Origin of the sequence: Saccharopolyspora sp. NPDC047091 (genome assembly GCF_040643635.1) — a bacterium.
Lineage (GTDB): Bacteria > Actinomycetota > Actinomycetes > Mycobacteriales > Pseudonocardiaceae > Saccharopolyspora_C.
Window position 1 is genome coordinate 1 of sequence record NZ_JBEYUS010000064.1, and the last position, 24,509, is coordinate 24,509.

Consider the following 24,509-nt stretch of genomic DNA (forward strand, 5'->3'; position numbering starts at 1 on the left):
GTTCCGGGGGTGTGTTTCGGTTGGTGTTCGGCGGGGCGGGCGGCTTCGGTTTGTGGCGCGCCGTCCGGGCGGAACAGGTCGTGCGGATTTCGGCGAGGAGTGCCGACGGCCTGAGGTGAGCGTGTGATCGCCGGACACGCCATCGCGAACACGAGATCGAGTGCGCCGGTACGCCGGCGCACTTCTTTTCGTTCCGGTTCGGACTTCCGGATCTTCGGCGCCGTCTCGAACGGGCTCGTCCCGGATCTTCGGCGCCGGTGCGGATCGGCCTCTCACCGGAGCGCGTCCGCCCCGGATGGGGGTCCGCGCGTTTCGAGTCTTCCCGGAGTGGTCGGACAAGCAGGGGCCGGTGTGCGGGCCGCCTCTCGGCGGATGGCGCTGCAAGGCTCCAGCCGAACGGTATTCCCTGCAGGCTCGTGATGGAGCCCGGGGGCACGCGCACACCGGCCACCCCGTACAACGGGCGAGCCCTGCCCGGAATTCCCGGCGGCTCGGATTTCTTCGCCCGGCCGCTCCACAGGGGTCAGTGCCGCCCGTGCACCACGGCGTGGCCCTTGCCGCGGGCGATGAGCCACTTGTTCACCGGCACCGTCAGCACGAACGCGACGGCCAGTGAGAACGCCAGCGATCCCCAGAACAGCGCGCTTCCCACGCCCGCGTCCATCGCGCCGGGGAGCACGACCATCACCGCGTTGTCCACGACCTCCATCACGAAGATGGACACCGTGTCGGCGGCGAGCGCGACGCGGAACGCGGCGGCCAGGCCCACCCCGGTGCGCAGCACTCCGCGCATAGTCAGCGCGTAGCCGAAGGCGAACGCGAGGACCACGGACAGGACCACGGTGCCCGCGTTGCGCAGGCCCAGCGACGTCCCGATGATCATGCCGAGGATCTCGCCGATCGCGCAGCCCGTCAGGCAGTGCAGCGTCGCCGAGACCGCGACGGCCCACGAAGCGCCCGGACCAAGACGGGCTCCGTGCTCGTGGCGGTCGGTCATGACGGTTCTCCTCCGGCTCGCGGTCCGACTCCACCGACCACAACACCCACCGGGCTCGGCCGCATTCTGCGGACGCGAACAGGGCCGCGACCAACCGGTCGCGGCCCTGTCGTCGATCAGGAGCTCAGAACCTCGGGTGGTTGCCCCGGACGACGACGCGCTGGTCCTCGGCGGCGTCCTCCACCGTGGGCTGCTTGGCGACCTCGCCGAGCACCCAGGCGGGCACGTGGCGCGCGGTCAGCACGGCCAGCGCCCGGTCCACGTCCTCCGCGGTGACGACGGCGACCATGCCGACGCCCATGTTGAAGGTCCGCTCCATCTCCTCGGTCTCCACCCGGCCGCGCTGGGCGATGAGGCCGAACACCGGGTCCGGGGTCCAGCTGCCGCGGTCCAGCACCGCGGTGAGACCGGTCGGCACCACCCGCGCCAGGTTCGCGGCCAGGCCACCGCCGGTGACGTGCGCGAAGGTGCGCACCTCGGTCTCGGCGGCCAGCGCCAGGCAGTCCTTCGCGTAGATCCGGGTCGGCTCCAGCAGCTCCTCGCCGAGGGTGCGGCCGAACTCCTCCACGTGGCCGGTCAGCGGCATCCGGGCCAGCTCCAGCAGCACGTGCCGGGCCAGCGAGTAGCCGTTGGAGTGCAGCCCGGACGAGCCCATGCCGATCACCACGTCGCCGGGCCGGACCTTGTCCGGGCCGAGCATCCCGCTCGCCTCGACGACGCCGACGCCGGTCGCGGAGATGTCGTACTCGCCCGGCGCCATCATGCCCGGGTGCTCTGCGGTCTCGCCGCCGAGCAGCGCGCACCCGGCCTGCAGGCAGCCTTCGGAGACGCCCTTGACCAGGTCGGCGATGCGTTCCGGCACGACCTTGCCGACCGCGATGTAGTCCTGCAGGAACAGCGGCTCCGCCCCGCACACCACCAGGTCGTCGACGACCATCGCGACCAGGTCGACGCCGACCGTGTCGTGCTTGTCCATCGCCTGGGCCACGGCGAGCTTGGTGCCGACGCCGTCGGTGGAGGAGGCCAGCACCGGTTCGGTCCACCGGTCCAGCTTCAGCTGGAAGAGACCGGCGAAGCCGCCGAGCGAGCCCAGCACTTCCGGCCTGCTCGCCCGCTTCGCCCAGGGCAGCATCTGCTGCACGGCTTCGTCGCCCGCCTCGATGCTCACCCCCGCGTTCGCGTAGGTGGCCTTCTCGGCGGCGGCGGATGAGCCTGCGAGCAGGTCTTCGGACACGACTGACTCCACATCTGGTGTGCGTTCAACGTTGGTGGGCGCGCGGTCGGCGGCGCGGGCGGCTGTGGGCCATCCCACACCTCTTGCCTACCACAGGCGTACCCGCCGGTTCCCGTCCCGTCGCGCGGATTTCCGCTGCCACCCGGCTGCGAGCCACGGACGGACCAGCCCGGCGGTGGGCGGCACCACGCTACGCGGCGCGCAGCGGCCGGTGCCGCCACGGCCGGTCAGGGCCTGCGCAGCGCGTCGGCTCCGCCGTAACCGCTGGACAGGACCGGTTCGGCCGGTCCGGAGACGCCCTTCTCGGTTCCGCCCGCTACGCCTTCGAGCAGGTACTTGCCGAGCTGCGCCTCTTCCGGCAGCGGGATCGGGTAGTTCCCGTCGAAGCAGGCCGCGCACAACCGGGTGCGCGGCTGCTCGGTGGCGGTGACCAGCCCGTCCAGCGAGACGTAGCCGAGCGAGTCGGCGCCGATGGACCGGCGGATGCCGTCGGTGTCGGTGCCGCTGGCGATGAGCTCCGCGCGGGAGGCGAAGTCGATGCCGTAGAAGCACGGCCACTTCACCGGCGGGGAGGCGATCCGGACGTGCACCTCGATCGCCCCGGCCTCGCGCAGCATCCGCACCAGCGCCCGCTGGGTGTTGCCGCGGACGATCGAGTCGTCCACGACCACCAGGCGCTTGCCGCGGATGACCTCGCGCAGCGGGTTCAGCTTCAACCGGATGCCGAGCTGCCGGATGGTCTGCGACGGCTGGATGAAGGTGCGCCCCACGTAGGAGTTCTTCACCAGCCCGTTGCCGTAGTCGATGCCGGAGGCCTGCGCGTAGCCGATCGCCGCGGGCGTGCCGGACTCCGGCACCGGGATGACCAGGTCGGCGTCGACGGGGTGCTCGCGGGCCAGCTTGCGGCCGATCTCCACCCGGGTGCTGTTCACCGAGCGGCCGGAGATCGTGGTGTCCGGGCGGGCCAGGTAGACGTACTCGAAGATGCAGCCCTTCGGCTTGGGGTGCGCGAAGTGCTGCGAGCGGAGGCCGTCGGCGTCGATGGCGAGCAGCTCGCCCGGCTCGACCTCGCGGACGAAGGACGCGCCGACGATGTCCAGCGCCGCGGTCTCGCTGGCCACGACCCAGCCGCGCTCCAGCCTGCCCAGCACCAGCGGGCGCACGCCCTGCGGGTCGCGGGCCGCGTACAGCGTCGACTCGTCGGAGAAGACCATGGAGAACGCGCCGGACACGGTGGGGAACAGGTCCATCGCGGCCTGCTCGATGCCCTTGTCCGCGGCGCGCGCGGCGAGCAGCCCGCACACCAGATCCGAGTCGGTGGTGGCGCGGTCGCAGGCGGAGGCCGGCGAGGAGCTGTTCGCGGACACGGTGTCGACGCCCTCGGCGACGATCCGCTCCCGCAGCTCCGCGGTGTTCACCAGGTTCCCGTTGTGCCCCAGCGCGAGCCCGCTGCCGGAGGCGGTGGTGCGGAAGGTCGGCTGGGCGTTCTCCCAGCTCGCGCCGCCCGTCGTGGAGTAGCGGTTGTGGCCGACGGCGACGTGGCCGCGCAGCGAGGCCAGCACCTGCTCGTCGAACACCTGGCTGACCAGGCCCAAGTCCTTGTAGACCAGCACCTGCGAGCCGTCGCCGACGGCGATGCCCGCGGCTTCCTGGCCGCGGTGCTGGAGGGCGAACAACCCGTAGAAGGTCAGCTTGGCGACCTCCTCACCGGGAGCCCACACGCCGAAGACCCCGCACTCCTCGTGCGGCACGTCCTGCTCGAACGGATCGGCGACCGGTTCGGGGGCGCCCGAACCGGGTGCGCTGCGGGCGCTGGAGGTAGTGGGGGCACTGCCGTCTGGCCGGTCGAAGACCACCGAGAACTCCCTGGAGGACGGAGTCGGAGTTACGCCTCAGTGTAAACGGGCGCCGAAGACCGGATGACCGGCCGCCTCCGCGAAGCCCGAACAGCACCCCTGCTGAACTGGAGTTTCGACGAACGCGCGGCGGTGGTGTGAACCCGGTCATCGCAGCGTTCGCGCCGGTGCGCGCCCGGGCGAGCACCCGAGGTGACCGCCCCGGCGCCCGCCGCAGCCGAGATTGCGCCGTCCGGACCTCGGCCGATGTCCGATCGGCGCAGCTCCGTGCGGCCGCTCGCCCCGCGGCGCGGGCACCCGGAACGGGCGGCTAGAAACGTCGCCATGACGTCACCCGCCGACAGCGCCCGGGCCGAGCACATCGCCTCCGTGCTGCGCGAACGGATCTACGGCTCCATCGCCTGCCTGAGCACCCTGCTGGTGCTCGCGCGGCACCCCGGCGAGCCCGTCGAGCCGTGGACGGCGGTGCTGGACGTCGTGGTGGCCACCGGCGGGTTGTGGGCGGCGAGCCTGCTCTCCGAGTACGTCGCGCACCTCGCGGTGCGGGAGGTGGTGGCGGAACCGCTGCATCCGGTGCACATGCTGCGCACCTCCGGTCAGATCCTGCAGGCCGCGGTGCTGCCGGTGCTGCTGCTCGTCGGTTCGGCGCTGGGCCTGGTGCCGTTCGCGGTCGCGACCTGGACGAGCATCTGGTTCCTGGTGGCCACGATGGGCGTGTTCGCGGTGCTGGCGGTGCGGCGCACGCGGCTGCCGTGGTGGAAGCGCACGCTGCTGGTGCTGGTGCTCATCGGGCTCGGCCTGCTGGTCGTGCTGCTGAAGTCGGCGCACTGACCGGGCGGGTCAGGACGCGCGGACCAGCGGGAGCCACGCGGTCAGGTCGGCCCGCGAACCGGAGGCGCTGACCCGGCCGTCCTCGACCGCGGTGGCGAAGTCCAGCTCACCGGTGGCGAGCAGCAGCCAGGTGCGCGGATCGGTCTCGATCACGTTCGGCGGGGTGCCGCGGGTGTGCTCCGGACCGGCGACGCACTGCACGGCGGCGTACGGCGGCACCCGCACCTCGACGGTGCGGCCGGGCGCGATCTCCTCCAGGGTGCGCAGGCTCGACCGGACCGCGGCCGCGGTCTCCGCGCGCGCCGGGCGCCGGCCCTCGTCGGCCAGCCACGGCGCGACCGCGTCGATCGCCGCGCGCAGCTCGTGCGGGTCGACCCGCCGACGTGGAGGCATGCGGTCAGCTTAGGACGCCGCCGGGGACGACCTCCCCGCCGCGGGGCGTCCGCGGCGCCGGGGCCGGGGCGTCCGAGGAGCCGGACCGTCCGAGGCGTTGGCCGTCCGAGGCGTTGGCCGTCCGAGGCGTTGGCCGTCCGAGGCGTTGGCCGTCCGAGGCGTTGGCCGTCCGGGGCACCGGGGCATCCGGAGCACCAAGGCGTGCGCTGACCGGCCCGTTCGACCTGCGCGGCGAACGGCCCGTTCCGCCCGGGGTCAGAGCCAGCCGAGCTTGACGGCCTGCATCCCCGCCTGGAAGCGGGTTTCGACGCCGAGCCGGGCGATGAGCTCGCGGACGCGCCGGTGCGCGGTGCGGGCGCTGAAGCCCATCAGCCTGCCGATCGTGTCGTCGGTGGCGCCGGAGGCCAGCAGCGACAGGATCCACCGCTCCTCCTCGGAGGGCTGGTCGTCGCCGGCGAGCCGCTCCTGCTCGCAGGTGAACGGGGCGGCGAACCGCCACATGTCCTCGAAGATCCGCATCACCGCGACGAGCATGGCGGAGCTGCGGATCACCACCGCGCTCTCCACCGTGTGCTCCGTGGTGGTCAGCGGCAGCAGCGCCACCTCGTTGTCCACCACGATCATCTTCGTCGGCGCCACGTGCACCACGCGGGCCTGTTCGCCGAGCGCCACCAGCCGGGACGTCAGCTCCAGCTGCGGGGAGCGGGCGAGCGCCGAGCGGTCGTAGAGCACCTGGTAGCCGACGCCTTCGGCGAGCTTGCGGGATTCCAGCGAATCGAGCGATCCGGTGGCTGCGTACGGCGGTTTCGCGACGCCCTGCACGAGTTCGGTGGCGCTGCGCTGGAGTTCGTAGGCGGCCCAACCGACGCGGCGGGCTCCGTGCACGACCTGGAGCACTCCGCCGGAGCTGCCGGCTTGGGCCTTGGCGGCGCGGGCGACGGAGACGACGGCGTCCCGGGCCTCGACCTGGGAACGCACCGCGCGTTCCGCCTCGGTCGCGGTGGTCCTGACCTGGCCGGGCAGTTCCGACGAGGTCGGCTGTGCGCGCTCAGGCGCCTCGGTGTATCCGGATAACACGGCACACCCTTTCGTGACGTGCCTTCGCAGGCTCGGTCCAGCAAACGATCTTGGTCTGGACCAGTTCCGCGACAGGCAGCGAGCGGCCCCCTCGATCGATACCGTAACCAGCTTGAGATCGTCCCGGGAACCCACTTTTGCAGTAGGGCACCGCTCAACCTTTGTCGAACACCATTCGGCGGTCGCGACTTCTCCGCCGAACGTGCCGATCAGCGGAACGCACCGGTCCCCGCCTCCGAACGGGTGAGGCGGGGACCGGTTCGCTCAACTCAGAGCTCGCCCGTCTGCAGCAGATCGGCGATCGTGCCGGACGGCGCGCCGTTGATCACGTCCGCCGCCGCGGACCCCTGCAGCCCGCTGATCACGTCCGCGGGCGCGGCACCCTCGTTCGCCGCGAGGTACAGCGCCCCGACCCCGGCCACGTGCGGGCTGGCCATCGAGGTGCCGCTGAACGTCGCGGTCCCGCCGCCGGGCGCGAGCGACACGATGTCCACGCCGGGGGCGTAGCCCTCGACGGTGGCGCCGAAGTTGGTGAACTCGGCCGAGGCGTCGGTCGTGTCGGAGGCCGCCGTGGTGAACACGCCCTCCGCGCTGGCCGGGGACACGTTCTCCGCGTCCTGCGACTCGTTGCCCGCCGCGACGGCGAGGAACACGCCCGCGTCGACCAGGCCGGTCGCGGCCTCGTCGAGCGTCGGGTCCTTGCTGCCGCCCAGCGACATGTTCGCCACCGACGGGCCGTCCGCGTTCTGGGCGACCCAGTCCAGCCCGGCGATGATGTCCGCCGAGGTGCCGCTGCCGTTGTCGTCGAGCACCTTCACCCCGACCAGCTCGGCGCCCTTCGCCACGCCGTAGGTCGCGGAGCCGATGGTGCCCGCCACGTGGGTGCCGTGGCCGTGCCCGTCGGCGCCGTCGCCGCCGGTCGCGTCGAAGCCGATCGACGCGCGCCCCTCGAAATCGGGGTGCGTCGGGTCGATGCCGGTGTCGACGATGTAGGCCGTCACGCCCTCGCCGGTGCCGTTCGGCGCGTAGTTCCCATCCAGCGGCAGGTCCGGCTGGTCGAGCCGGTCCAGGCCCCACGAGCCGACCTCGGCGGGCCGCTGCGGCTGCTCGACCTGGATGCGGAAGTTCTGCGACACCCCCGCCACCTCGCGGTTCGCCCGCACCGCCTGCAGCTGCTCGGGCGTCAGCTCCGCCGAGAAGCCGTGCAGGCTGTGCGTGTAGACGTGGTCGGTGCGCACGCCCAGCGCGGCGGCGACCGCGGCCGGGTTCGACCCGTCCCGCAGGTCGACCACGTAGGAATCGGCGGTGCCGTCCGCGGACAGCACCCCCGTCTCGGGGTGCAGGGTCAGCGGGGCCAGGGATGGCGCCGCGAACGCGGGAGCACCGGAGAGCACCAGTGCGGCGGCGGCGATTCCCGCACCGACCGCCCTGCTTCGGGAGAACATTTTCGTCATGATCCCTCTTCCTTCAGCGCCGCCCGGGTGAGGCCGGACGGAGATCTGATGGTGCGAAACCGAACGTAAACCACGAAAACAAGCGGATCGGAGGATTTGGCGATGAGTGGCCAAACCCTTGCGCGGACGTGGGATCACCATTCAACGACTCCGGAAGAATGCCGTCAACACCCTTCCCACCTGCGCATTCATTGAGCATCCGAGATGGAGCGCACTGCGATCGCATTTCTCCGAACTTGGTTCGTCCGCCTGGCACCGCACCGGCCAAGCGGATGAGAGGGCGAGCACGCAGCGCGCAGAAACGGGCCGTTCCGCGCAGTGGCATCACCCCGATGGCGGCACGGCGAGACGGCCGAGAAAGGCAGCGGAATGCCGGGAGCGCGCCGCGTTCGGCCATTCGGGGATGAATTCGATGAATTCCGCGCGCGGTCTCGGGAACGGGCCGCATTTCCCAACGGGTGGACGCGTCACACCCGGGATTCGCGGTGCGGGGGTCAGGTCGCGGCGACCCAGCGGCGCAGCTTCAGCCGCACCGCCTCCACGTACTCCGGGGGCAGCTCGCCCTCCTGGACGACCGGCTCCGCTCCCGGTGCGGCCGGTTCGGCGGGGGCCACGCCGTACTCCAGGCCGTAGTACAGGTACAGCGCGTGCTCCTGCTCCAGCAGCAGGTCGCCGTCGTCGAGCCGCACGTGCGGCGCGTGGCGCACCGTCTCCTTGAGCACCGAGACGGTCAGCGTGTCCCCGTCGAACGCGGCGCCCTCCAGCGGGACGAAGCTCTCGTTGGTGCCGAACAGGCCGGTCTGCACGGTGATCCAGGCAGGTTGCTCGGTGGTCTCGTCGAGGAACAGCTGGCCGACGATGCCGATCCGGTGCCCCGCCGGGTCGAAGACCTCGCACCCGAACAGGTGCAGTGCTTCCCGCTGACCGATCATGCCGACCGCCTCCCCGAACTCGCCGCCCGCCCAGTCTGCCCCGCCCACGACCGGACCGGCACCTCGGAAAGGTGGATGCGTGACCAGCGATACCGGTCCCGGAACATTCCCGGAACCCCTTGCGGTGGCGGTGAATCCGTGATCGCCCCGCACCGTCCTGCCGGGATGGACGGACCCGCCGGGTGATCCATCCGGCACCGGCCGGTAGAACTGGGAGGCTCGATGGGTACACCTCGCACGGGCGGGGAACCCGCGGGATCGGCGACGATCGCGCCGGCCGCGTCCGGTCGAGCCCACCACTCAGCCGACGAAGGACGCCAGCGCCATGTCAGAGCAACCCGACCGCCCCGGACCGCCGCCGATCACCGACGAGATGCGGGAGCAGGCCAGGCAGACTCCGAACAGCTGGCTCTACATCGTCGACCCGGGCTACCAGGAGTCCGGCGACGACGTGCCGCCGGAAGGCGTCGTGGGCGCCTTCCACATCGACGCGGACGGCGAGATCGACCCGGAGTTCCAGTACAACGACGAGTACGAGCCCTCGGAGCTCACCTTCGCGCTGCCGGACCCGGTGAACGAGCTGGAGCGGGTGCTGCACCGCATCGCCACCGGCGAATCCCCGGACACCGAGCTGGCGCCCGCGGTGCTCGCCGCCGAAGTGCTGCTCTACGACCCGGAGGACGGCGCGGGCGAACCGGCCGTGTACGTCGCCGAGCTGGACGACGGCAGCCAGCTGGTGCCCGCCTGCACCTCGGCGGAGCGGGTGCCGGAGAGCTGGCCCGGTTCGCGCCGGGTCGCAGGCGGCGACCTGCCCGCGCTGCTGGACGGCCTGGACCTGGGGCTGAACCTGGACGACGCGGTGCGCGCGGTCATCCCGCACCACGTCCTGGTGGACACCGCGGCCCCGAACTGATCGGCCCGCTCCGCGACGGCCGCCTCCGCGGAGGTGGTCGTCCGGGGCGTCGGTGCCTAGCCTCGGCCGGGTGAGCGATCAACCCGCCGGCCCGCCCGGCCCCATCGAGCACTACGCCCTGCTGTCCGATCTGCGCACCGCGGCGCTCGTGGACACCAGCGGTTCGGTGGACTGGCTGTGCCTGCCGCGCTTCGATTCCCCGTCCTGCTTCAGCCGTCTGCTCGGCGACGGCCGCGACGGGCACTGGCAGCTCGTCCCCGACGAGCCGGTGCGCGAGGTGCGCCGCCGCTACCGGGACAACTCGCTGGTGCTGGAGACCGAGTTCCACACCGACGGCGGCGTCGTCCGGCTGGTGGACAGCATGCCGCCGCACGAGAAGAACCAGCACGACCCGCCGTGCCTGGTGCGCATGGTCGAGGGCGTCTCCGGCGAGGTCCCGATGCGGCTGCGCTGGATCGTGCGCTTCGCCTACGGCGATTCGGTGCCGTGGGTGCGCCACGTGCGGCAGACCGATCCCGAGCCCGACGAGTACATCCTGGCGATCGCGGGCCCGCACACCGCGGTGCTGCGCGGCGACCTGCTGCCGCAGCGGGTGCCGAACGAGCGCGCCCACGAGCTGGTGTTCGCGGTGCGCGCGGGGCAGCGCCGCTCCTGGGTGATGCAGTGGTCCAGCGATCACGAGACGATCCCGCCACCGATGGACCCGGTGCAGGAGACGCAGGACAGCGCGGACTTCTGGCGCGAGTGGACCGAGCGGATCGACTACTCGGGCCCGCACGCGGCCGCGGTGTACCGGTCGCTGGCCACGCTCAAGGCGCTCACCTACGCGCCCACCGGCGGCATCGTCGCCGCCCCCACCACGTCGCTGCCGGAGGCGTTCGGCGGGAACCGGAACTGGGACTACCGCTACTGCTGGCTGCGGGACGCGACGCTGGTGCTGCTGGCGCTGGACAACTTCGGCTGTTCCGCGGAGGCCGCGGCGTGGCGGCGCTGGCTGGTGCGCGCCGTCGCGGGCGACCCGGCGGGCGTGCAGATCATGTACGGCGTGGACGGGGAGCGGCACCTGCTGGAGTGGGAGGTGGACTGGCTCGCCGGCTACCAGGGCGCGCAGCCGGTGCGCGTCGGCAACGGCGCGTTCCGCCAGCAGCAGCTCGACGTGTACGGCGAGGTGATGGACGCGCTGCACCTGGCGCGGGAGCGCGGGGTCGCGGAGAACGCCGACACCTGGGCGCTGCAGCGCGGCATGCTCAAGCACCTGGCGACGATCTGGCAGCAGCCGGACAAGGGCCTGTGGGAGGTGCGCGGCCCGGACCGCCACTTCACCCACTCGCGGGTGATGGTCTGGGTGGCGTTCGACCGCGCCGTGCGCGCCGCCGAGGAGGACGGGCTGCCGGGCCCCGTGGAGCACTGGCGGGAGCTGCGCGACGAGGTGCACGCGGAGGTGCTGGCGAAGGGCTGGAACCCGGAGCTGGGCGCGTTCACCCAGTACTACGGCGGCACCACGGTGGACGCGGCGACGCTGCTCATCCCGTCGGTGGGTTTCCTGCCCGGCGACGACGAGCGGGTGCGCAGCACGATCCGGGTGGTGGAACAGGAGCTGCGCCGCGGCGTGCTGGTGGACCGCTACACGACGGGCGAGGACACCAACGAGGTCGACGGGCTCAGCGGCCGCGAGGGCTCGTTCCTGGCGTGCTCGTTCTGGCTGGTGGACGCGCTGGCGCTGAGCGGGCGGCGGGACGAGGCGGTGGCCATGTTCGACGAGCTCGTGGCGCTCGCCAACGACGTCGGGCTGTACGCCGAGGAGTTCGACGTCCACTCCGGACGGTTCACCGGCAACTTCCCGCAGGCGTTCAGCCACTTGGCGCTGGTCAATTCGGCCGCGGTGCTCTACGGCGGGCACACTCGGGGCGAGTCGAGCAGGCGCAACGGGAGGGGTCCGCGGTGAAGGCGGCGACGGTGGTGCCGGGCGAGCCGGATTCGGCCGCGGTCTCCGAACTCCCGGAGCCCACGCCCGGGCCGGGCGAACTGCTGGTGGACGGCCTGCTGGTCGGGTCGTGCGCGACGGACCACGACGTGACGCACGCGTCGCACGGGGTACTGCCGCCGGGCCGGGACCGGATGGTGCTGTTCCACGAGTCGCTGGGCCGGGTGCGGTACGCGCCCGCGATCAGCGGGTTCAGCGAGGGCGACCTGGTGGTGGGCGTGGTGCGGCGCCCCGATCCGCACCCGTGCCCGGCGTGCTCGGCGGGACAGTGGGACTTCTGCCTGAACGGCGAGTTCACCGAGTGCGGCATCAAGGAGCTGGACGGTTTCGGCGCGCAGCGCTGGACCATCGAACCCCGCTTCGCGATCAAGGTGCCCGGCTCGCTGGGCGACCGCGGGGTGCTGACCGAACCGGCGTCGGTGGTGGCGAAGGCGTGGGAGCAGGCCGAGCTGATCGGCCGCCGCGCCTACTACGCGCCGCGGCACGCGCTGGTCACCGGCGCGGGCGCGATCGGCCTGCTGGGGGCGCTGCTGGGCGTGCAGCGCGGGCTCGACGTGCACGTGCTGGACCGGATGACCGACGGGCCGAAGCCGGAGCTGGTGCGGCGGCTGGGCGCGACCTACCACACCTCGATGGACGACCTGGGCTGCGAACCGGACGTGGTGATCGAGGCGACCGGTGCCGGTGAGGTGGTGTTCGACGTGCTGCGCCGCACCGCCCGGAACGCGATCACGGTGCTCACCGGCATCGCCGGGCACGACCGGACGCTGCCGGTCCCGGCGGGCGCGATCAACGACGAGCTGGTGCTGGACAACGACGTGGTGGTGGGCAGCGTGAACGCGAACCTGCGGCACTACCAGCAGGCGGTGCGGTCGCTGTCCGACGCGGACCAGGGCTGGCTGGCGGACCTGATCACCCGCCGCGTCCCGCTGGACGACTGGACGCAGGCCTTGGAGCGGACGCCGGACGACGTGAAACCGGTCGTCGACCTGCAGGCCTGACCCGGAACGCGACGAGCCCGCGCCGACCTCCGGCGCGGGCTCGTTCCGTGCGTGCGTGGATCAGAACGCGACGACGCCCTGGGGCGACGGCTGCAGGGTGCCGATCTGCATGCTCTTGACCGTGATCTCCACCGGGCTGCTTCCGCCGTTGAGGTCCTTGACCTCGGCGTTGACCTCGCCGTTCATGTCCGACGGGGTCGCGGTGAAGCCGGAGGCGACCTTGGCGTCCGAGTCGGACTTCTCGGCGGTCTCGATCTTCACACCGGCGAAGGCGCTCTTGCCGGGCTCCAGGGTCAGGTCGGCGTCCGGGCCGGGCAGGTTGACGTTCTCGGTGGGCACGTCGAACGCCTCGCCCGCCATGTTGGTGGGGGTGAGGTTCACCCAGCCGCCGAGCTCGCAGGACTTGTCCGAGGTGTTCTCCATCTGGACCAGGAACCTGGTGCTGGCACTGGCGTCGGAGGGCTGCGCCTGCATGGTGACCTTGAAGTCCTCCGCCGAGCAGTTGGAGGCGGAGATGTCGTCGTGCGTGCCGCTGGCGTGGTCGTCGGACGGGGCGAGGTCGGACCCCATGCCCTCCGTGGCGGGCGCGGTGTCGGAGCCCATGCCCTCCTGCCCCGCCGCGGAGTTCGTCGCGGCCTGGCCGCCGCAGCCCGCGAGCAGCATCGTGCCGCCGATGAGCGCCGCTGCCATGGTCGCCGTACGAGTCCGCTTCAACATCACTTCAGCCTTCCCTCGGATGTGCGCCGGTGTCCCCCCGCGCTTCTCTCACCTCGTAGGACGTCCACCCGCACGGCGAGTTGCGCCGGATGCAGAAATTTCCGCATCCGATTCGATCTGCGCAGGTGAGCGCTTCGCGCGGCCGAGCGGACCAGTCGACCGGGTCGTTCGTCGGACCGGACGCGGGGCCGTTCACCGGACCGGACGCCAGGCGTTCGCCGAACCGTTCGCGGGGCGGGACCCCGGACCGTTCGCGAGACCGTTCGCCCGGCCCGACGCGTCAGACGTGGTCGGCGATGAACGCCCGGATGCGCTCCGGGGAGCAGGGGCGGGCGAAGAAGAAGCCCTGCCCGGTCTCGCAGCCGATCTCCGCCATCCGCCGCGCCTGCGCGTGCGTCTCGACGCCTTCGGCGGTGACGGTGAGCCCGAGGGTGTGCGCCAGGTCCACCAGGGTGCCGACGATGCGGGCGTCCACCGGGTCGGCCTTCTCCGGGTCGCGCAGCCCGGACATGAACGAGCCGGCGATCTTCAGCTCGTGCACCGGCAGGTGCCGCAGGTAGGCGAGGTTCGAGTAGCCGGTGCCGAAGTCGTCGATGGCGATCCGCACGCCCATCTTCGTCAGCGCCCACAGCGTTTCGATGGGTTCGTCGGCGGTGCCCATCACCGCGCTCTCGGTGAGCTCCAGCTGCAGCCGGGTCGGGTCGAGGTCGGTCTCGCGCAGGATCGTCTCCACGTCGGAGGCGAGGTTGGGGTCGCGGGACTGCCGGACGGCGAGGTTGACGCTGACGAACGGGGCGGCGTCGCCGAACTCGTCCTGCCACTCCTTGGCCTGCTTGCACGCCTGCCGCAGCACCCAGCGGCCCAGCGGCACGATCAGCCCGGTCTCCTCGGCGAGCGCGATGAACCGGTCCGGGCCGAGCCTGCCGAGGTCGGGGTGCCACCAGCGGGCGAGGGCTTCGACGCCGACGACGCCGTACTCGCGCAGCCCCACCAGCGGCTGGTACTCGACGAAGAACTCCTCGCGCTCCAGCGCGGCGGGCATGGTGGCCGACAGCCGGTACTGGGCGACCTCGGTGGCGTTGCGCTCCGGGTCGAACAGCGCCCACTGTCCCTTGCCCTCGGCCTTCGCCCAGTACAGCGTGACGTCGGCGTCGCGCATGAGCTCGGCGGCGCTCTGGCCGTGCACGGGGCGTTCGACGATGCCGATGCTGGCGGAGACGGACAGCTCGTGGCCGCCGATGCGGATGGGTTCGACGAGGGCGTCGAGGATCTCGTCGGCGATCTCGATGGCCTGCTCGGTGCTGGCGGAGTCCTCGATGAGGATGACGAACTCGTCGCCGCCCATCCGGGCCACCAGCCGGTCCTCGCCGTGCACGGACAGCGCGAGCCGCTCGGACACGGCGACGAGCAGGTCGTCGCCGACGTGGTGGCCGAGGCTGTCGTTGATGACCTTGAACCCGTCCAGGTCCATGTAGCAGAGCGCGACCCGCTCGCCGTCCTGCCTGGTGCGCATCGCGGAGGTGAGCCGCTCCATGAACAGCGCCCGGTTCGGCAGCCCGGTCAGCGGGTCGTGCATGGCCTGGTGGCGCAGCCGGTCCTGCAGCAGCTTGCGGTCGGTGACGTCCTCGACCATGGCCACCTGGTACAGCGGCATCCCGTCCTCGCCGCGCACCAGCGAGACGATCACTTCGGTCCAGGCGCGGCCGCCGTCGGGACGGGTGAACTGCTTCTCCACGCGGTACTGGTCGCGCTCGCCGCGGACGAGCTCCTCGTAGAGCCGCCAGAAGCCTTCCGAGTCGGCGGGGTGCAGCAGGTCGTGCGTAGTCATCCGCTTCAGCTCCTCGGTGGGGCGCCCGAGGATGCGCCGCAGCGAGGAGTTGACCTCCAGGACCTGACCGGCCATGTCGGCGATGCAGATGCCGATGGCGGCCTCGGCGAAGATCGCTCGAAACCGGGCCTCGCTGGTGCGCAGGGCTTGTTCGACGGCGTCGCGCGCGTCGAGCACGGCCTGCCGGATCGCTTCCTGCTCGTCGAGGGTGCGCTTGCGGGCCGCCTGGACGAACCCGGTGCACAGCGCGCCCTGCAGCGCGGCGATGCGCCGCCGCCAGCCGGGCCCGTCGTCGAGGTGCAGCACGTCGAGGAACTGGTCGCCGATGAGGTCGATGGTCCGGGCCAGCGAGTCGGCGCTGGTGAAGTGCACGGCCACCAGGTCGTCGCCGACGTCTTGCGCGGCGGCCGGATCGAACGGATCGGAGAGCAGCGATTCGACCAGCCGCTCGGTGTAGCCGAGCAAGCGCCCTTCGACTTCGGCGCTGGTCATGGGCACGTAGCTGGTGCCCATCAAGGTCTGGGCCCAGACCGCCGCGAACCGCCTGCGGTCCGTTCTGCTCACCGCCGGCTCCGTTTCCCGGGTGTTCGGGACCGGCGTGGTCCACCCCGTCATGCCCGTGGCGCCCCTCCACTCGTCCGTCGTCGGTTCGCCCCCTCGGCCGTGGCCCGCCGGTCGTGGTGCCCCGATTGCGCCCGGTGCCCGGTTCGTCGTTCGGTGGCCCGGTTGTGCCTGGTGAAGCGGGTCTCCGGAGCATACGACCGGTGGCGCTGAGCGGTCGAACCCGCATTCCCGCCCACCCAGGGTAGCCATTCGTGTCGATCCGGCAGACCAGCAGGCCCGGCGGCGGTCCCGGGCCCGGCGCCGTTCACCCGACCGTCGGGTCGCGAGCGGTCACAACGTGCGGATTCCCCTCACTCCGGCTGAGATGTCGCTCGATGTGCACGTGCCGTCCGGATTGCGCCATTCCGGTCATTCGTCCACGTTCGCGCTGCAAAAGATGAAAACCGTTCGCCACACTTTCGGGCTAGGCGAACGTTCGCCACAGCCACCGGCTTCGACTCTCCGAGAGGGCCAACCTTCGATGACGCATTCGAGTGGACGCGCTCGCCGCCGCGGCACGATCTCCCTACTCTCGATCACCTGGGCGTGCGTGCTGCTCGCGGCCCCCGCGCACGCAGGCCCCTCCCCTCTCCGATCGGAGGCAGCGATGAGCTCCCAGACCGACGAGCCGGCGACCGACCACGCGATGGGTTCGCAGATCCGCAAGCACGAAGGCGGCGACCAGGTCCGCGGCCTGCCCGAACTGTCCCCGCTGGCCACCGTCGAAGGCATCGACGTCAGCGGCCACCAGGGCAACGTGGACTGGCCCGGGTACTGGAACCAGGGCAAGCGGTTCACCTTCGTCAAGGCCACCGAGGGCACCACCTACCGGAACCCGTACTTCGCCCAGCAGTACAACGGGTCCTACGACGTGGGCATGATCCGCGGCGCCTACCACTTCGCGCTGCCGGACGTCTCCAGCGGCGCGGCGCAGGCGAACTTCTTCGTGGACCACGGCGGCGGCTGGTCGGCGGACGGCAGGACGCTGCCCGGCGCGCTCGACATGGAGTACAACCCGTACGGCGACACCTGCTACGGGCAGTCGCAGGCCTCGATGACGGCGTGGGTCAAGGACTTCTCCGACACGTACTTCCACCGCACCGGCCGCTACCCGGTGATCTACACCAGCACGAACTGGTGGAACCAGTGCGTGCGCGGGGACTTCGGCTCGACCAGCCCGCTGTGGGTCGCGCGCTACGCGGGCAGCGTGGGCGCGCTGCCGTACGGCTGGGGCTTCCACACGTTCTGGCAGTACAGCTCGACGCCGATCGACCAGAACGCCTTCAACGGCGCCTACTCCCAGCTCGAAGCCATCGCCTTGGGCTGATCGGTCCCGCGCCGGACGCACCGGCTGCGATGATCGGACCCGTGGACGAGCAGGAGCCGCGGCGGGCACGGCGAGCCGGACTGGCCGGGACGATCGTGCTGGCCGTGGTGGCCCTGTGCGGGGTGAGCACCGGACTGCTGATCTTCGATCCGCGCAGCACCGGTGCCGACGCCCTGCGCACCGGCGGGCTCGCCGCGGGCTCCGTCGTCGCCCTCTACGCCCTCTGGCTCAACGACCGCCGACGCCGCGTCGAGGAACACCGCCAGGCGCTCGACCAGCAGCGTCAAGAGCTCGACCGGGAGCGCTACGACCTGGAGCGCAGGCGGCAGGAGCTGGAGGACCGCCGCACGGGGCACGACCGGGACCGCGCCGACGACGAGCGCTTCGCCCGCGCCGTGGAGCTGCTCGGCCACGACGCGGACCAGGTCCGGGTCGGCGCGATGCACTCGCTGGCCGGCCTCGCCCGCACCCGGCCGCAGTACGCGCAGACCGTGCTGGACGTGCTGTGCTCCTACCTGCGCAGGCCGTTCGACCATCCGAAGTGGACGCTCCCGGAGCTGCTGCCGGACGGCGAACTCCCCGAGATCGCGCCGGAGCTGGAGCGGGAGCGGCACGCGCGGCAGACCGCGCAGCGCCTCGTCGTCGACCTGCTGCCGCACCGGGACGACCCGGACCCGCCGATCCACGACCTGGACCTCACCCGCGCCTGGCTGGAGCGGTTCTCCCTCGAAGACCGCGTCGTCGGCCGCATCGCCGCTTACCGCTGCCGCTTCCGGCACACCACGAGCTTCGGCGGCGCGGTGTTCCGCGGCGGCGTGCACCTGCGGGACTCGGTGTTCCTCGGCCGGATCCGGGCCACCGACGTCGACTTCGCGGGGCCCGTGGAACTGCGCGGCGCGCGGACCGCCGCGCCCTGCGACTTCGCCCGCTCCGTGTTCCGCACGTCGGTGGACCTCAAGCGGATCACGGGCGAGCAGCGGTGGTACGTGCGGGACGCCCGCTTCGACGGGGCGGTGGACCTGCGGTCGGCGCGGCTGACCGGCGGCCTGGACCTCTGCGGGACCGAGCCCGCGCCGGAGGTGCGCACCGAGGACGCCCGGTTCGGCGCCGGATCGCACTTCGGCGGATGGGACCTGGAGGCGGTGCGCGGGTGACCGCCGGGCCCTGGCCGTGGTGGTGCGGTGGGATGTGCGCGCGGCTGCTGCGGGCGGGAGCGGCGGGGTGCGCGCGCCGCCGCGGGCGGGTGCGGTGGGATGTGCGCGCTTCCGCCGCGGGCGGGACCTGCGCGCCTCCTCCTCGATCCGGGCCTCGACGGACCGGGACCGAGGGGGAGGCTGAGCGGCGAAGGCCCGCACCCCTCGTTCGGGTCTTCGCCGCGTCAACGGCGAGCGCTCGTCACTCGGCGGCGCTCTGGCTGATGGTGGAAGCGATCAGCACCTCGCCCTTGATCGGCTCGTCGGCCGGCCACGCGGCGGACTCGTGGGCGGCGGGCCCGTCCGGGACGCCCGGCAGGTTGAACTCGACATCGGTGGGCACGACCGGGCCGGCCGGATCCTCGACCCGCTGCGAGATCCGGGAGATCCCGAACATGCTGCCCTCGACCAGCACCGGCTCCCGCGGGGCGTGGTCGACCTGGACCTCGACTCCCGGGACCTGGTCCGCACCGTCGAAGAAGGCGAAGTCGGCGGCGCCGCCTTCGAGCGTGCAGCTGACGTCGGGGCTCGCGGCGGTGTACTTGACCAGGAACGCCTCGTACTCGCCCGGGTCGGCCAGATCCCTGGTCACCTCGATGTTCACCTCGTCGCTGGTGCACGGCGCGTCGCTCGGGTCCGCCAGTGCGGAACCGGCGGTCAGCGTGGACACCCCGAGGGCGACACCTGCGACGGCCGTGGCGGCGATGGCGCGGCGGAGCTTCATGGTCTGCCTCCCTGCTCGATCTGCTTCTTGATCCACAAGACGCTCGGCGGCACGACGGGATGCCCGGCCGTGCGATGAACCACAGCAAGGCAACCCCGCCCGCGCGCAGACGTCTCGCGCGCGCAGGCGAGGTGAGTGGCCCATTCGCCCACTCTCGTTGGGCTGATGGGCATTCACCTCTGGTGGTGAGCGGGGGCGCGCCGATGTTTCCGCTTACCGCACGCTGCGGGATACCGTTCTCACCTGCGCGCTCAGCGTCGACGAGTCCGTCGAGCTCTTGAGCAGCTACCGCCGCAAGTGGGACAAGGAGAGAGCGTGACCTCCACCGAGATCAGCGGATGGCGCACCAGATCCCGGACCTCCGCGACGCAGACCTGAGTCGAAGTGGGCGGGGCACCGGGCATCGCGGGGGTCCGCGACACGAAGGACCGCGACGGCGGCACCCTCCGCATCACCTCCGCCCGCTGGACGGCGTTCCTCGCCGCGATCGCATCCGGCCGCTACGACCGCTGATCACCCCAGGTGAATGGCCCATTCGACCCGCCAGACCGGGCAGGTGGGCCATTCACCTGACGCGAAACGGCCCGCCACCCCGGGTCGGGGTGGCGGGCCGTCCGGAGTGGAGCGTCAGCCGAAGAGCGCCGGGAGGGTGCCTTCCCAGGCCTCGCGGAGCTCCGCGAGGGGGATCTCGGCGATGTCCTGGATGTCCAGGCTCGACGTGCCCGCATCGGCGACGCCGACCTTCGCGCACGGCAGCTCGCGCGCCGCGCACATCTCGGTGAACCGCAGCTCCTCGCTGCGCGGCACCGCCACCAGCACGCGGCCCGCGGACTCGGAGAACAGGGCGACGAACGGGTCCGCGCCCTCCGGCAGCACCACCCGGGCACCGCACTCGCCGATCAGCGCCGTCTCGACCAGCGCCTGCGCCAGCCCGCCCTCGGACAGGTCGTGCGCGGCGGAGATCATGCCGTCGCGGGAACCGGCCAGCAGCACCTCGGCCAGCAGCTTCTCCCGGGCCAGGTCCACCTTCGGCGGAGTACCGCCCAGGTGGCCGTGGGCGACGCGCGCCCACTCCGAGCCGCCGAACTCCTCGCGGGTGTCCCCGAGCAGCAGCAGCGTCTCGCCCTCCTCGCCACCGATTCCGGTGGGGATGCGGCGGGTGACGTCGTCGATCGTGCCGAGCACGCCGACCACCGGCGTCGGCAGGATCGCCTGGCTGCCGGTCTGGTTGTAGAAGCTGACGTTGCCGCCCGTCACCGGGATGCCCAGCTCCGCGCAGCCGTCCGCCAGCCCCTGCACCGCCTGCTGGAACTGCCACATCACGCCCGGGTCCTCCGGCGAACCGAAGTTCAGGCAGTTCGTCACCGCCATCGGGGTCGCACCCGTGGTCGCCACGTTCCGGTACGCCTCGGCCAGCGCCAGCTGCGCACCCGCGTACGGGTCCAGCCGCGTGTAGCGGGCGTTGCAGTCGGTGGCGACCGCGATGCCGCGGCCCGTCTCCTCGTCGATGCGCAGCACGCCGCCGTCCGAGGGCTGCGCCAGCACCGTGTTGCCCCGCACGTAGCGGTCGTACTGGCTGGTCACCCACTCGCGGGAGCACAGGTTCGGCGACGCCGCCATCGTCAGCAGCGTCTCCCGCAGCTCGTCCGGAGTGGACGGGCGGGCGAGGGTGCTCGCGTTGTCCGCGGCGATCAGATCCTGCTCACCGGGGCGCTGCACCGGGCGCTCGTACACCGGGCCCTGGTGGGCGACGGTGCGCGGCGGCACGTCCACGACCAGCTCGTCGTGCCAGTAGATCTCCAGGTTCTCGCCGTCGGTGACCTCGCCGATCACCGTCGCGAGCACGTCCCACTTCGCGCACACCTTCATGAACTCGTCCACGTGGGACGGTTCGACGACGGCGCACATGCGTTCCTGGGACTCGCTGGAGAGCACCTCCGCCGGGTTCATGCCCGACGCGCGCAGCGGCACCTGGTCCAGGTCCACGCGCATCCCGCCGTCACCGGCCGAAGCCAGCTCCGAGGTCGCGCAGGACAGGCCCGCGCCGCCCAGGTCCTGGATGCCCACGACCAGACCCGAGTGGTACAGGTCCAGGCAGCACTCGATCAGCACCTTCTCGGTGAACGGGTCGCCGACCTGCACGCTCGGCAGCTTCTTGCGGCCCGTGCCGCCCTCGGCGTCGTCGAAGGTCTCCGAGGCCAGCACCGACACGCCACCGATGCCGTCCAGGCCCGTGCGGGCGCCGAACAGGATCACCTTGTTGCCGGTGCCGGAAGCGTGCGCGAGGTGCAGGTCCTCGGTCTTCATCACGCCGACGCACATCGCGTTCACCAGCGGGTTGCCCGCGTACGACTCGTCGAACACGACCTCGCCGCCGATGTTCGGCAGGCCCAGGCAGTTCCCGTAGCCGCCGACCCCGGCCACCACGCCCGGCAGCACCCGGCGGGTGTCCGGCGCGTCCGCCGGGCCGAACCGCAGCGGGTCCGCCACCGCGACCGGGCGGGCGCCCATCGCCATGATGTCGCGGACGATGCCGCCGACACCGGTGGCCGCGCCCTGGTACGGCTCCACGTACGACGGGTGGTTGTGCGACTCCAGCTTGAACGTGACCGCCCAGCCGTCGCCGATGTCGACCACACCGGCGTTCTCGCCGATGCCGGCCAGCATCTTCTCCCGCATCTCCGGCGTCGTGGTCTCGCCGAAGTACTTCAGGTGCACCTTCGACGACTTGTACGAGCAGTGCTCGCTCCACATCACCGAGTACATCGCCAGTTCGGCGTCGGTGGGGCGGCGGCCCAGGATCTCCTTGATCCGCTCGTACTCGTCGTCCTTCAGCCCCAGCTCGCGGTACGGCTGCGCCAGGTCCGGCGAGGACTTCGCGACGCCCACCGTGTCCAGTTCCGGCCGCGCCTCCGCCGGAGCCGTCTCCGGGCCGTCGGCGACCGCGGCCACCGCGGCGGCCGTCGCGTCGTGCTCGTTGTTGCTCACGCTGCCACCAGTACGTCGAGAGCGGACAGGAACATGCCGAGACCGTCATCGGTGGGCCCGGTCAGCGGGTCGATCGCGTGCTCCGGGTGCGGCATCAGCCCGGCGACCCGGCCGCGCGCGTCGGTGATGCCCGCGATGCCGCGCAGCGAACCGTTCGGGTCGTCCTCCAGGTACCGGAACAGCACCCGGCCCTCGCCCTCCAGCTCGTCCAGCACGGCCTGGTCCGCCATGTAGGCGCCCTCACCGGACTTCAGCGGGATCAGCAGCTCGGCGCCCGCGTCGTAGCGCGACGTCCACGCGGAGGAGTTGTTCTCCACCTTCAGCCACTGGTCGCGGCACACGAAGTGCAGGCCCGAGTTGCGGGTCAGCGCACCCGGCAGCAGCCCGGCCTCGCACAGGATCTGGAAGCCGTTGCAGATGCCCAGCACCGGCATCCCCTGCCCGGCCGCGCGGATCACCTCGCCCATCACCGGGGCGAACTTCGCGATCGCGCCGCAGCGCAGGTAGTCCCCGTAGGAGAAGCCGCCCGGCACGACCACCGCGTCCACGCCGCGCAGGTCGGCGTCGGCGTGCCACAGCGGGACCGCCTCGGCACCCGCCTTGCGGACCGCGCGCTGCGCGTCGACGTCGTCGAGGGTGCCGGGGAAGGTGATGACGCCGATCTTCGGGCTCATGCCGGTACCGCCTCTCCGCGATTCACAGTGCTGGTTGCGCCCGGCTGAACCTCGCGTTCGGTGGTTCCTCGTGGCCGGCTTGCGTCACGTTCCCCTGAGGTCCGGTTACGCAGGACTGAAGTGGGCCCGAGATCGCTCATGCTTCCGCCCTGCGGACGACGAAGTTCTCGATCACGGGGTTGGCCAGCAGCGTTTCGGCGATCTGGGCGAGCGTGGCGTCGTCGACGTCGTCGGCGACCTCCAGCTCGAACCGCTTCCCTTGGCGGACTTCGGAGATGCCCTCGAAGCCGAGCCGGGGCAGCGCAGCGGCCACCGCCTGACCCTGCGGGTCGAGAATCTCCTGCTTGGGCATGACGTCGACGACGACTCGGGCCACGGGCGATGCTCCCGGATTCGTGCAGATCCTCCTGCCCCGTGCAGGACAGGGATGGATGTCCAGCAGTACCTGCAAAGGGTAACTGAGCTGCGGGTTCGCCCTCGCACACAGGTGCACCGGGAGCGCTGCAGGACACATCCCGGCACGCTCCGCGATCGACCCGCCCACCTTCCCCCGTCCGGGGGAAGGTGCTGCGAAATACGACATCACCCCTTCTGTGCAGAGCTACTCAGCCGAATTCAGCAGCATTGTCCAGAACGCTTTTCCACGCTGTGTCCTCCGACACTTTCCGCCGATTTCACGGAACGTTCACGGGACTTCCGACGTCTTACTACCGGGAACACCGGAAAACAGGTTCCCGGCACCACCACACCACCCCCTCGACGTCGAGAAACCCCAGCTCCCCGGCCGCAGATCCCGAACAGGCCGGGTGGAACCGCCACCGCAGGCGCGCGAAACCCCCTTCCGCGCGACGCGGGGCGGCGGGGATTCCGCCACCCCCCAGCGGAATCCCCGGAACGCTTCCCGCTGCGCCGCACACCCCCCGATCAGCGGCGCAGCGGGAAGCCCCGAACATTCCCATTAACCGCTATCGCACCGGTCTCACCCGAATGAGAAATCGAATCGCCGAACACCGTTTTCGGCGATCTCCCGGGGCGAACCGGACCGAACGCCCGGCCGCGCCGAAAACGACCTCCCGCGGCGCTCTGCGAAGCTGGAGGGCGCACAACCGTTGCGTCCTGGGAGGGCGAGCCGATGAAGATCACACACTTCGGACACGCATGCGTGCTGGTGGACACCGGGCAGGCGCGGCTGCTCATCGACCCCGGCGCGTTCTCCCCGGGGTTCGAGGAGCTGCGCGACCTCGACGCGGTGCTCATCACCCACCAGCACTTCGACCACCTCGACGCCGACCGGCTGCCCGGGCTGCTCGAAGCCAACCCCGGCGCGCGGCTCGTCGCCGACCCCTCCACCGCGGAGATCGTCGCGGGCCAGGGCTTCCAGGCCGAAGCGGCCCGGCCCGGCGACGCCTTCGAGCTCGGCGGGGCGGCGGTGCACGTCGTCGGCGGGCAGCACGCCGTCATCCACCCGGACATCCCGGTCATCGACAACGTCGGCCTCGTCGTCGACCACGGCGCCTTCTACCACCCGGGCGACTCGTTCCACGTGCCCGAACAGAGGATCGACGTGCTGGGCGTGCCCACCGGGGCGCCGTGGCTGAAGCTCTCCGAGGCCGTGGACTTCCTGCGCGCCGTCGCGCCGCGGGTCGCGGTGCCGATCCACGAGGCCGTGCTGGCCTCGCCCGCGATGCACTACCGGATGTTCGAGCAGCTCGGGCCGCAGGGCACCGACGTGGCCGTGCTGGAGCGGGAGGCGGCGACCTCCGTGTAGGAGGTCGCCGCGGCG

The 24,509-nt window shown here is 71.7% G+C and carries 21 protein-coding genes; 8 read left to right on the top strand and 13 right to left on the bottom strand.

Annotated features, from left to right (window positions below; all coding sequences use genetic code 11):
- Positions 1-523: 523 nt before the first annotated feature.
- The 3 genes from ABZ805_RS22945 to purF form a co-directional block, all read right to left on the bottom strand.
- Entirely contained in the window at positions 524-997 is a 474-nt protein-coding gene (locus tag ABZ805_RS22945; protein WP_358443802.1) for a DUF4396 domain-containing protein, read from the bottom strand.
- A gap of 124 nt (positions 998-1,121) precedes the next feature.
- Positions 1,122-2,231 (bottom strand): phosphoribosylformylglycinamidine cyclo-ligase, encoded by a 1,110-nt coding sequence (purM, locus tag ABZ805_RS22950; RefSeq protein WP_358443805.1) that lies wholly within the window; start codon positions 2,229-2,231, stop codon positions 1,122-1,124.
- 227 nt (positions 2,232-2,458) lie between these two features.
- Positions 2,459-3,982 (bottom strand): amidophosphoribosyltransferase, encoded by a 1,524-nt coding sequence (gene purF / locus ABZ805_RS22955; protein ID WP_358443890.1) that lies wholly within the window; start codon positions 3,980-3,982, stop codon positions 2,459-2,461.
- 429 nt (positions 3,983-4,411) lie between these two features.
- On the opposite strand from purF, the gene ABZ805_RS22960 reads away from it, so the two are divergent.
- Positions 4,412-4,918 carry a hypothetical protein gene (locus ABZ805_RS22960; RefSeq protein WP_358443808.1) on the top strand — a complete coding sequence of 169 codons (507 nt, stop codon included), beginning with the start codon at positions 4,412-4,414 and terminating at the stop codon, positions 4,916-4,918.
- A 9-nt stretch (positions 4,919-4,927) separates the two neighbouring features.
- Here the strand turns inward: ABZ805_RS22960 and ABZ805_RS22965 are convergent, their stop codons facing one another.
- The 4 genes from ABZ805_RS22965 to ABZ805_RS22980 form a co-directional block, all read right to left on the bottom strand.
- On the bottom strand, positions 4,928-5,311 hold the full coding sequence (locus ABZ805_RS22965) for a sterol carrier family protein (protein ID WP_358443811.1): 384 nt from the start codon (positions 5,309-5,311) through the stop codon (positions 4,928-4,930).
- A gap of 255 nt (positions 5,312-5,566) precedes the next feature.
- Entirely contained in the window at positions 5,567-6,289 is a 723-nt protein-coding gene (locus ABZ805_RS22970) for a DNA-binding response regulator (RefSeq protein ID WP_358443814.1), read from the bottom strand.
- Positions 6,290-6,657: 368 nt separating this feature from the next.
- Positions 6,658-7,842 carry a S8 family peptidase gene (locus ABZ805_RS22975; RefSeq protein ID WP_358443816.1) on the bottom strand — a complete coding sequence of 395 codons (1,185 nt, stop codon included), beginning with the start codon at positions 7,840-7,842 and terminating at the stop codon, positions 6,658-6,660.
- Positions 7,843-8,336: 494 nt separating this feature from the next.
- Positions 8,337-8,822 (bottom strand): PRC-barrel domain-containing protein, encoded by a 486-nt coding sequence (locus ABZ805_RS22980; protein WP_358443819.1) that lies wholly within the window; start codon positions 8,820-8,822, stop codon positions 8,337-8,339.
- Positions 8,823-9,099: 277 nt separating this feature from the next.
- On the opposite strand from ABZ805_RS22980, the gene ABZ805_RS22985 reads away from it, so the two are divergent.
- The 3 genes from ABZ805_RS22985 (at position 9,100) to ABZ805_RS22995 (ending at position 12,672) form a co-directional block, all read left to right on the top strand.
- On the top strand, positions 9,100-9,687 hold the full coding sequence (locus ABZ805_RS22985) for a type VII secretion system-associated protein (protein ID WP_358443821.1): 588 nt from the start codon (positions 9,100-9,102) through the stop codon (positions 9,685-9,687).
- A gap of 70 nt (positions 9,688-9,757) precedes the next feature.
- Entirely contained in the window at positions 9,758-11,632 is a 1,875-nt protein-coding gene (locus tag ABZ805_RS22990; RefSeq protein ID WP_358443824.1) for a glycoside hydrolase family 15 protein, read from the top strand.
- Entirely contained in the window at positions 11,629-12,672 is a 1,044-nt protein-coding gene (locus tag ABZ805_RS22995) for a glucose 1-dehydrogenase (RefSeq protein WP_358443827.1), read from the top strand. Before ABZ805_RS22990 ends, ABZ805_RS22995 begins: the two co-directional genes overlap by 4 nt.
- Before the next feature lie 60 nt (positions 12,673-12,732).
- Here the strand turns inward: ABZ805_RS22995 and ABZ805_RS23000 are convergent, their stop codons facing one another.
- Positions 12,733-13,389 (bottom strand): DUF4232 domain-containing protein, encoded by a 657-nt coding sequence (locus tag ABZ805_RS23000; protein ID WP_358443830.1) that lies wholly within the window; start codon positions 13,387-13,389, stop codon positions 12,733-12,735.
- A gap of 280 nt (positions 13,390-13,669) precedes the next feature.
- Positions 13,670-15,781 (bottom strand): EAL domain-containing protein, encoded by a 2,112-nt coding sequence (locus tag ABZ805_RS23005; RefSeq protein ID WP_358443832.1) that lies wholly within the window; start codon positions 15,779-15,781, stop codon positions 13,670-13,672.
- 646 nt (positions 15,782-16,427) lie between these two features.
- On the opposite strand from ABZ805_RS23005, the gene ABZ805_RS23010 reads away from it, so the two are divergent.
- Together ABZ805_RS23010 and ABZ805_RS23015 are read left to right on the top strand one after the other, a co-directional pair.
- Entirely contained in the window at positions 16,428-17,147 is a 720-nt protein-coding gene (locus ABZ805_RS23010; protein WP_358443834.1) for a lysozyme, read from the top strand.
- Between the two features lie 41 nt (positions 17,148-17,188).
- Positions 17,189-18,301, top strand: coding sequence for a pentapeptide repeat-containing protein (locus ABZ805_RS23015; protein WP_358443837.1), 1,113 nt, complete (start codon positions 17,189-17,191; stop codon positions 18,299-18,301).
- A 241-nt stretch (positions 18,302-18,542) separates the two neighbouring features.
- Here ABZ805_RS23015 and ABZ805_RS23020 read toward each other — a convergent pair whose 3' ends face one another.
- Positions 18,543-19,064, bottom strand: coding sequence for a DUF4232 domain-containing protein (locus ABZ805_RS23020; RefSeq protein WP_358443840.1), 522 nt, complete (start codon positions 19,062-19,064; stop codon positions 18,543-18,545).
- 384 nt (positions 19,065-19,448) lie between these two features.
- On the opposite strand from ABZ805_RS23020, the gene ABZ805_RS23025 reads away from it, so the two are divergent.
- Entirely contained in the window at positions 19,449-19,577 is a 129-nt protein-coding gene (locus tag ABZ805_RS23025; RefSeq protein WP_358443842.1) for a DUF397 domain-containing protein, read from the top strand.
- Between the two features lie 114 nt (positions 19,578-19,691).
- On the opposite strand, the gene purL is transcribed toward ABZ805_RS23025, so the two are convergent.
- From purL to purS, 3 genes are all read right to left on the bottom strand, one after another.
- Positions 19,692-21,962: a phosphoribosylformylglycinamidine synthase subunit PurL gene (gene purL, locus ABZ805_RS23030; protein ID WP_358443892.1), complete on the bottom strand. Its 2,271-nt coding sequence runs from the start codon at positions 21,960-21,962 to the stop codon at positions 19,692-19,694.
- Positions 21,963-22,048: 86 nt separating this feature from the next.
- A complete protein-coding gene (purQ, locus tag ABZ805_RS23035; protein ID WP_358443844.1) occupies positions 22,049-22,726 on the bottom strand; it encodes a phosphoribosylformylglycinamidine synthase subunit PurQ in 678 nt (225 codons plus the stop codon).
- Positions 22,727-22,862: 136 nt separating this feature from the next.
- A complete protein-coding gene (gene purS / locus ABZ805_RS23040) occupies positions 22,863-23,102 on the bottom strand; it encodes a phosphoribosylformylglycinamidine synthase subunit PurS (RefSeq protein WP_358443847.1) in 240 nt (79 codons plus the stop codon).
- 756 nt (positions 23,103-23,858) lie between these two features.
- Between purS and ABZ805_RS23045 the strand changes: the two genes are divergently transcribed.
- On the top strand, positions 23,859-24,494 hold the full coding sequence (locus tag ABZ805_RS23045; RefSeq protein ID WP_358443850.1) for an MBL fold metallo-hydrolase: 636 nt from the start codon (positions 23,859-23,861) through the stop codon (positions 24,492-24,494).
- Positions 24,495-24,509 lie beyond the last annotated feature (15 nt).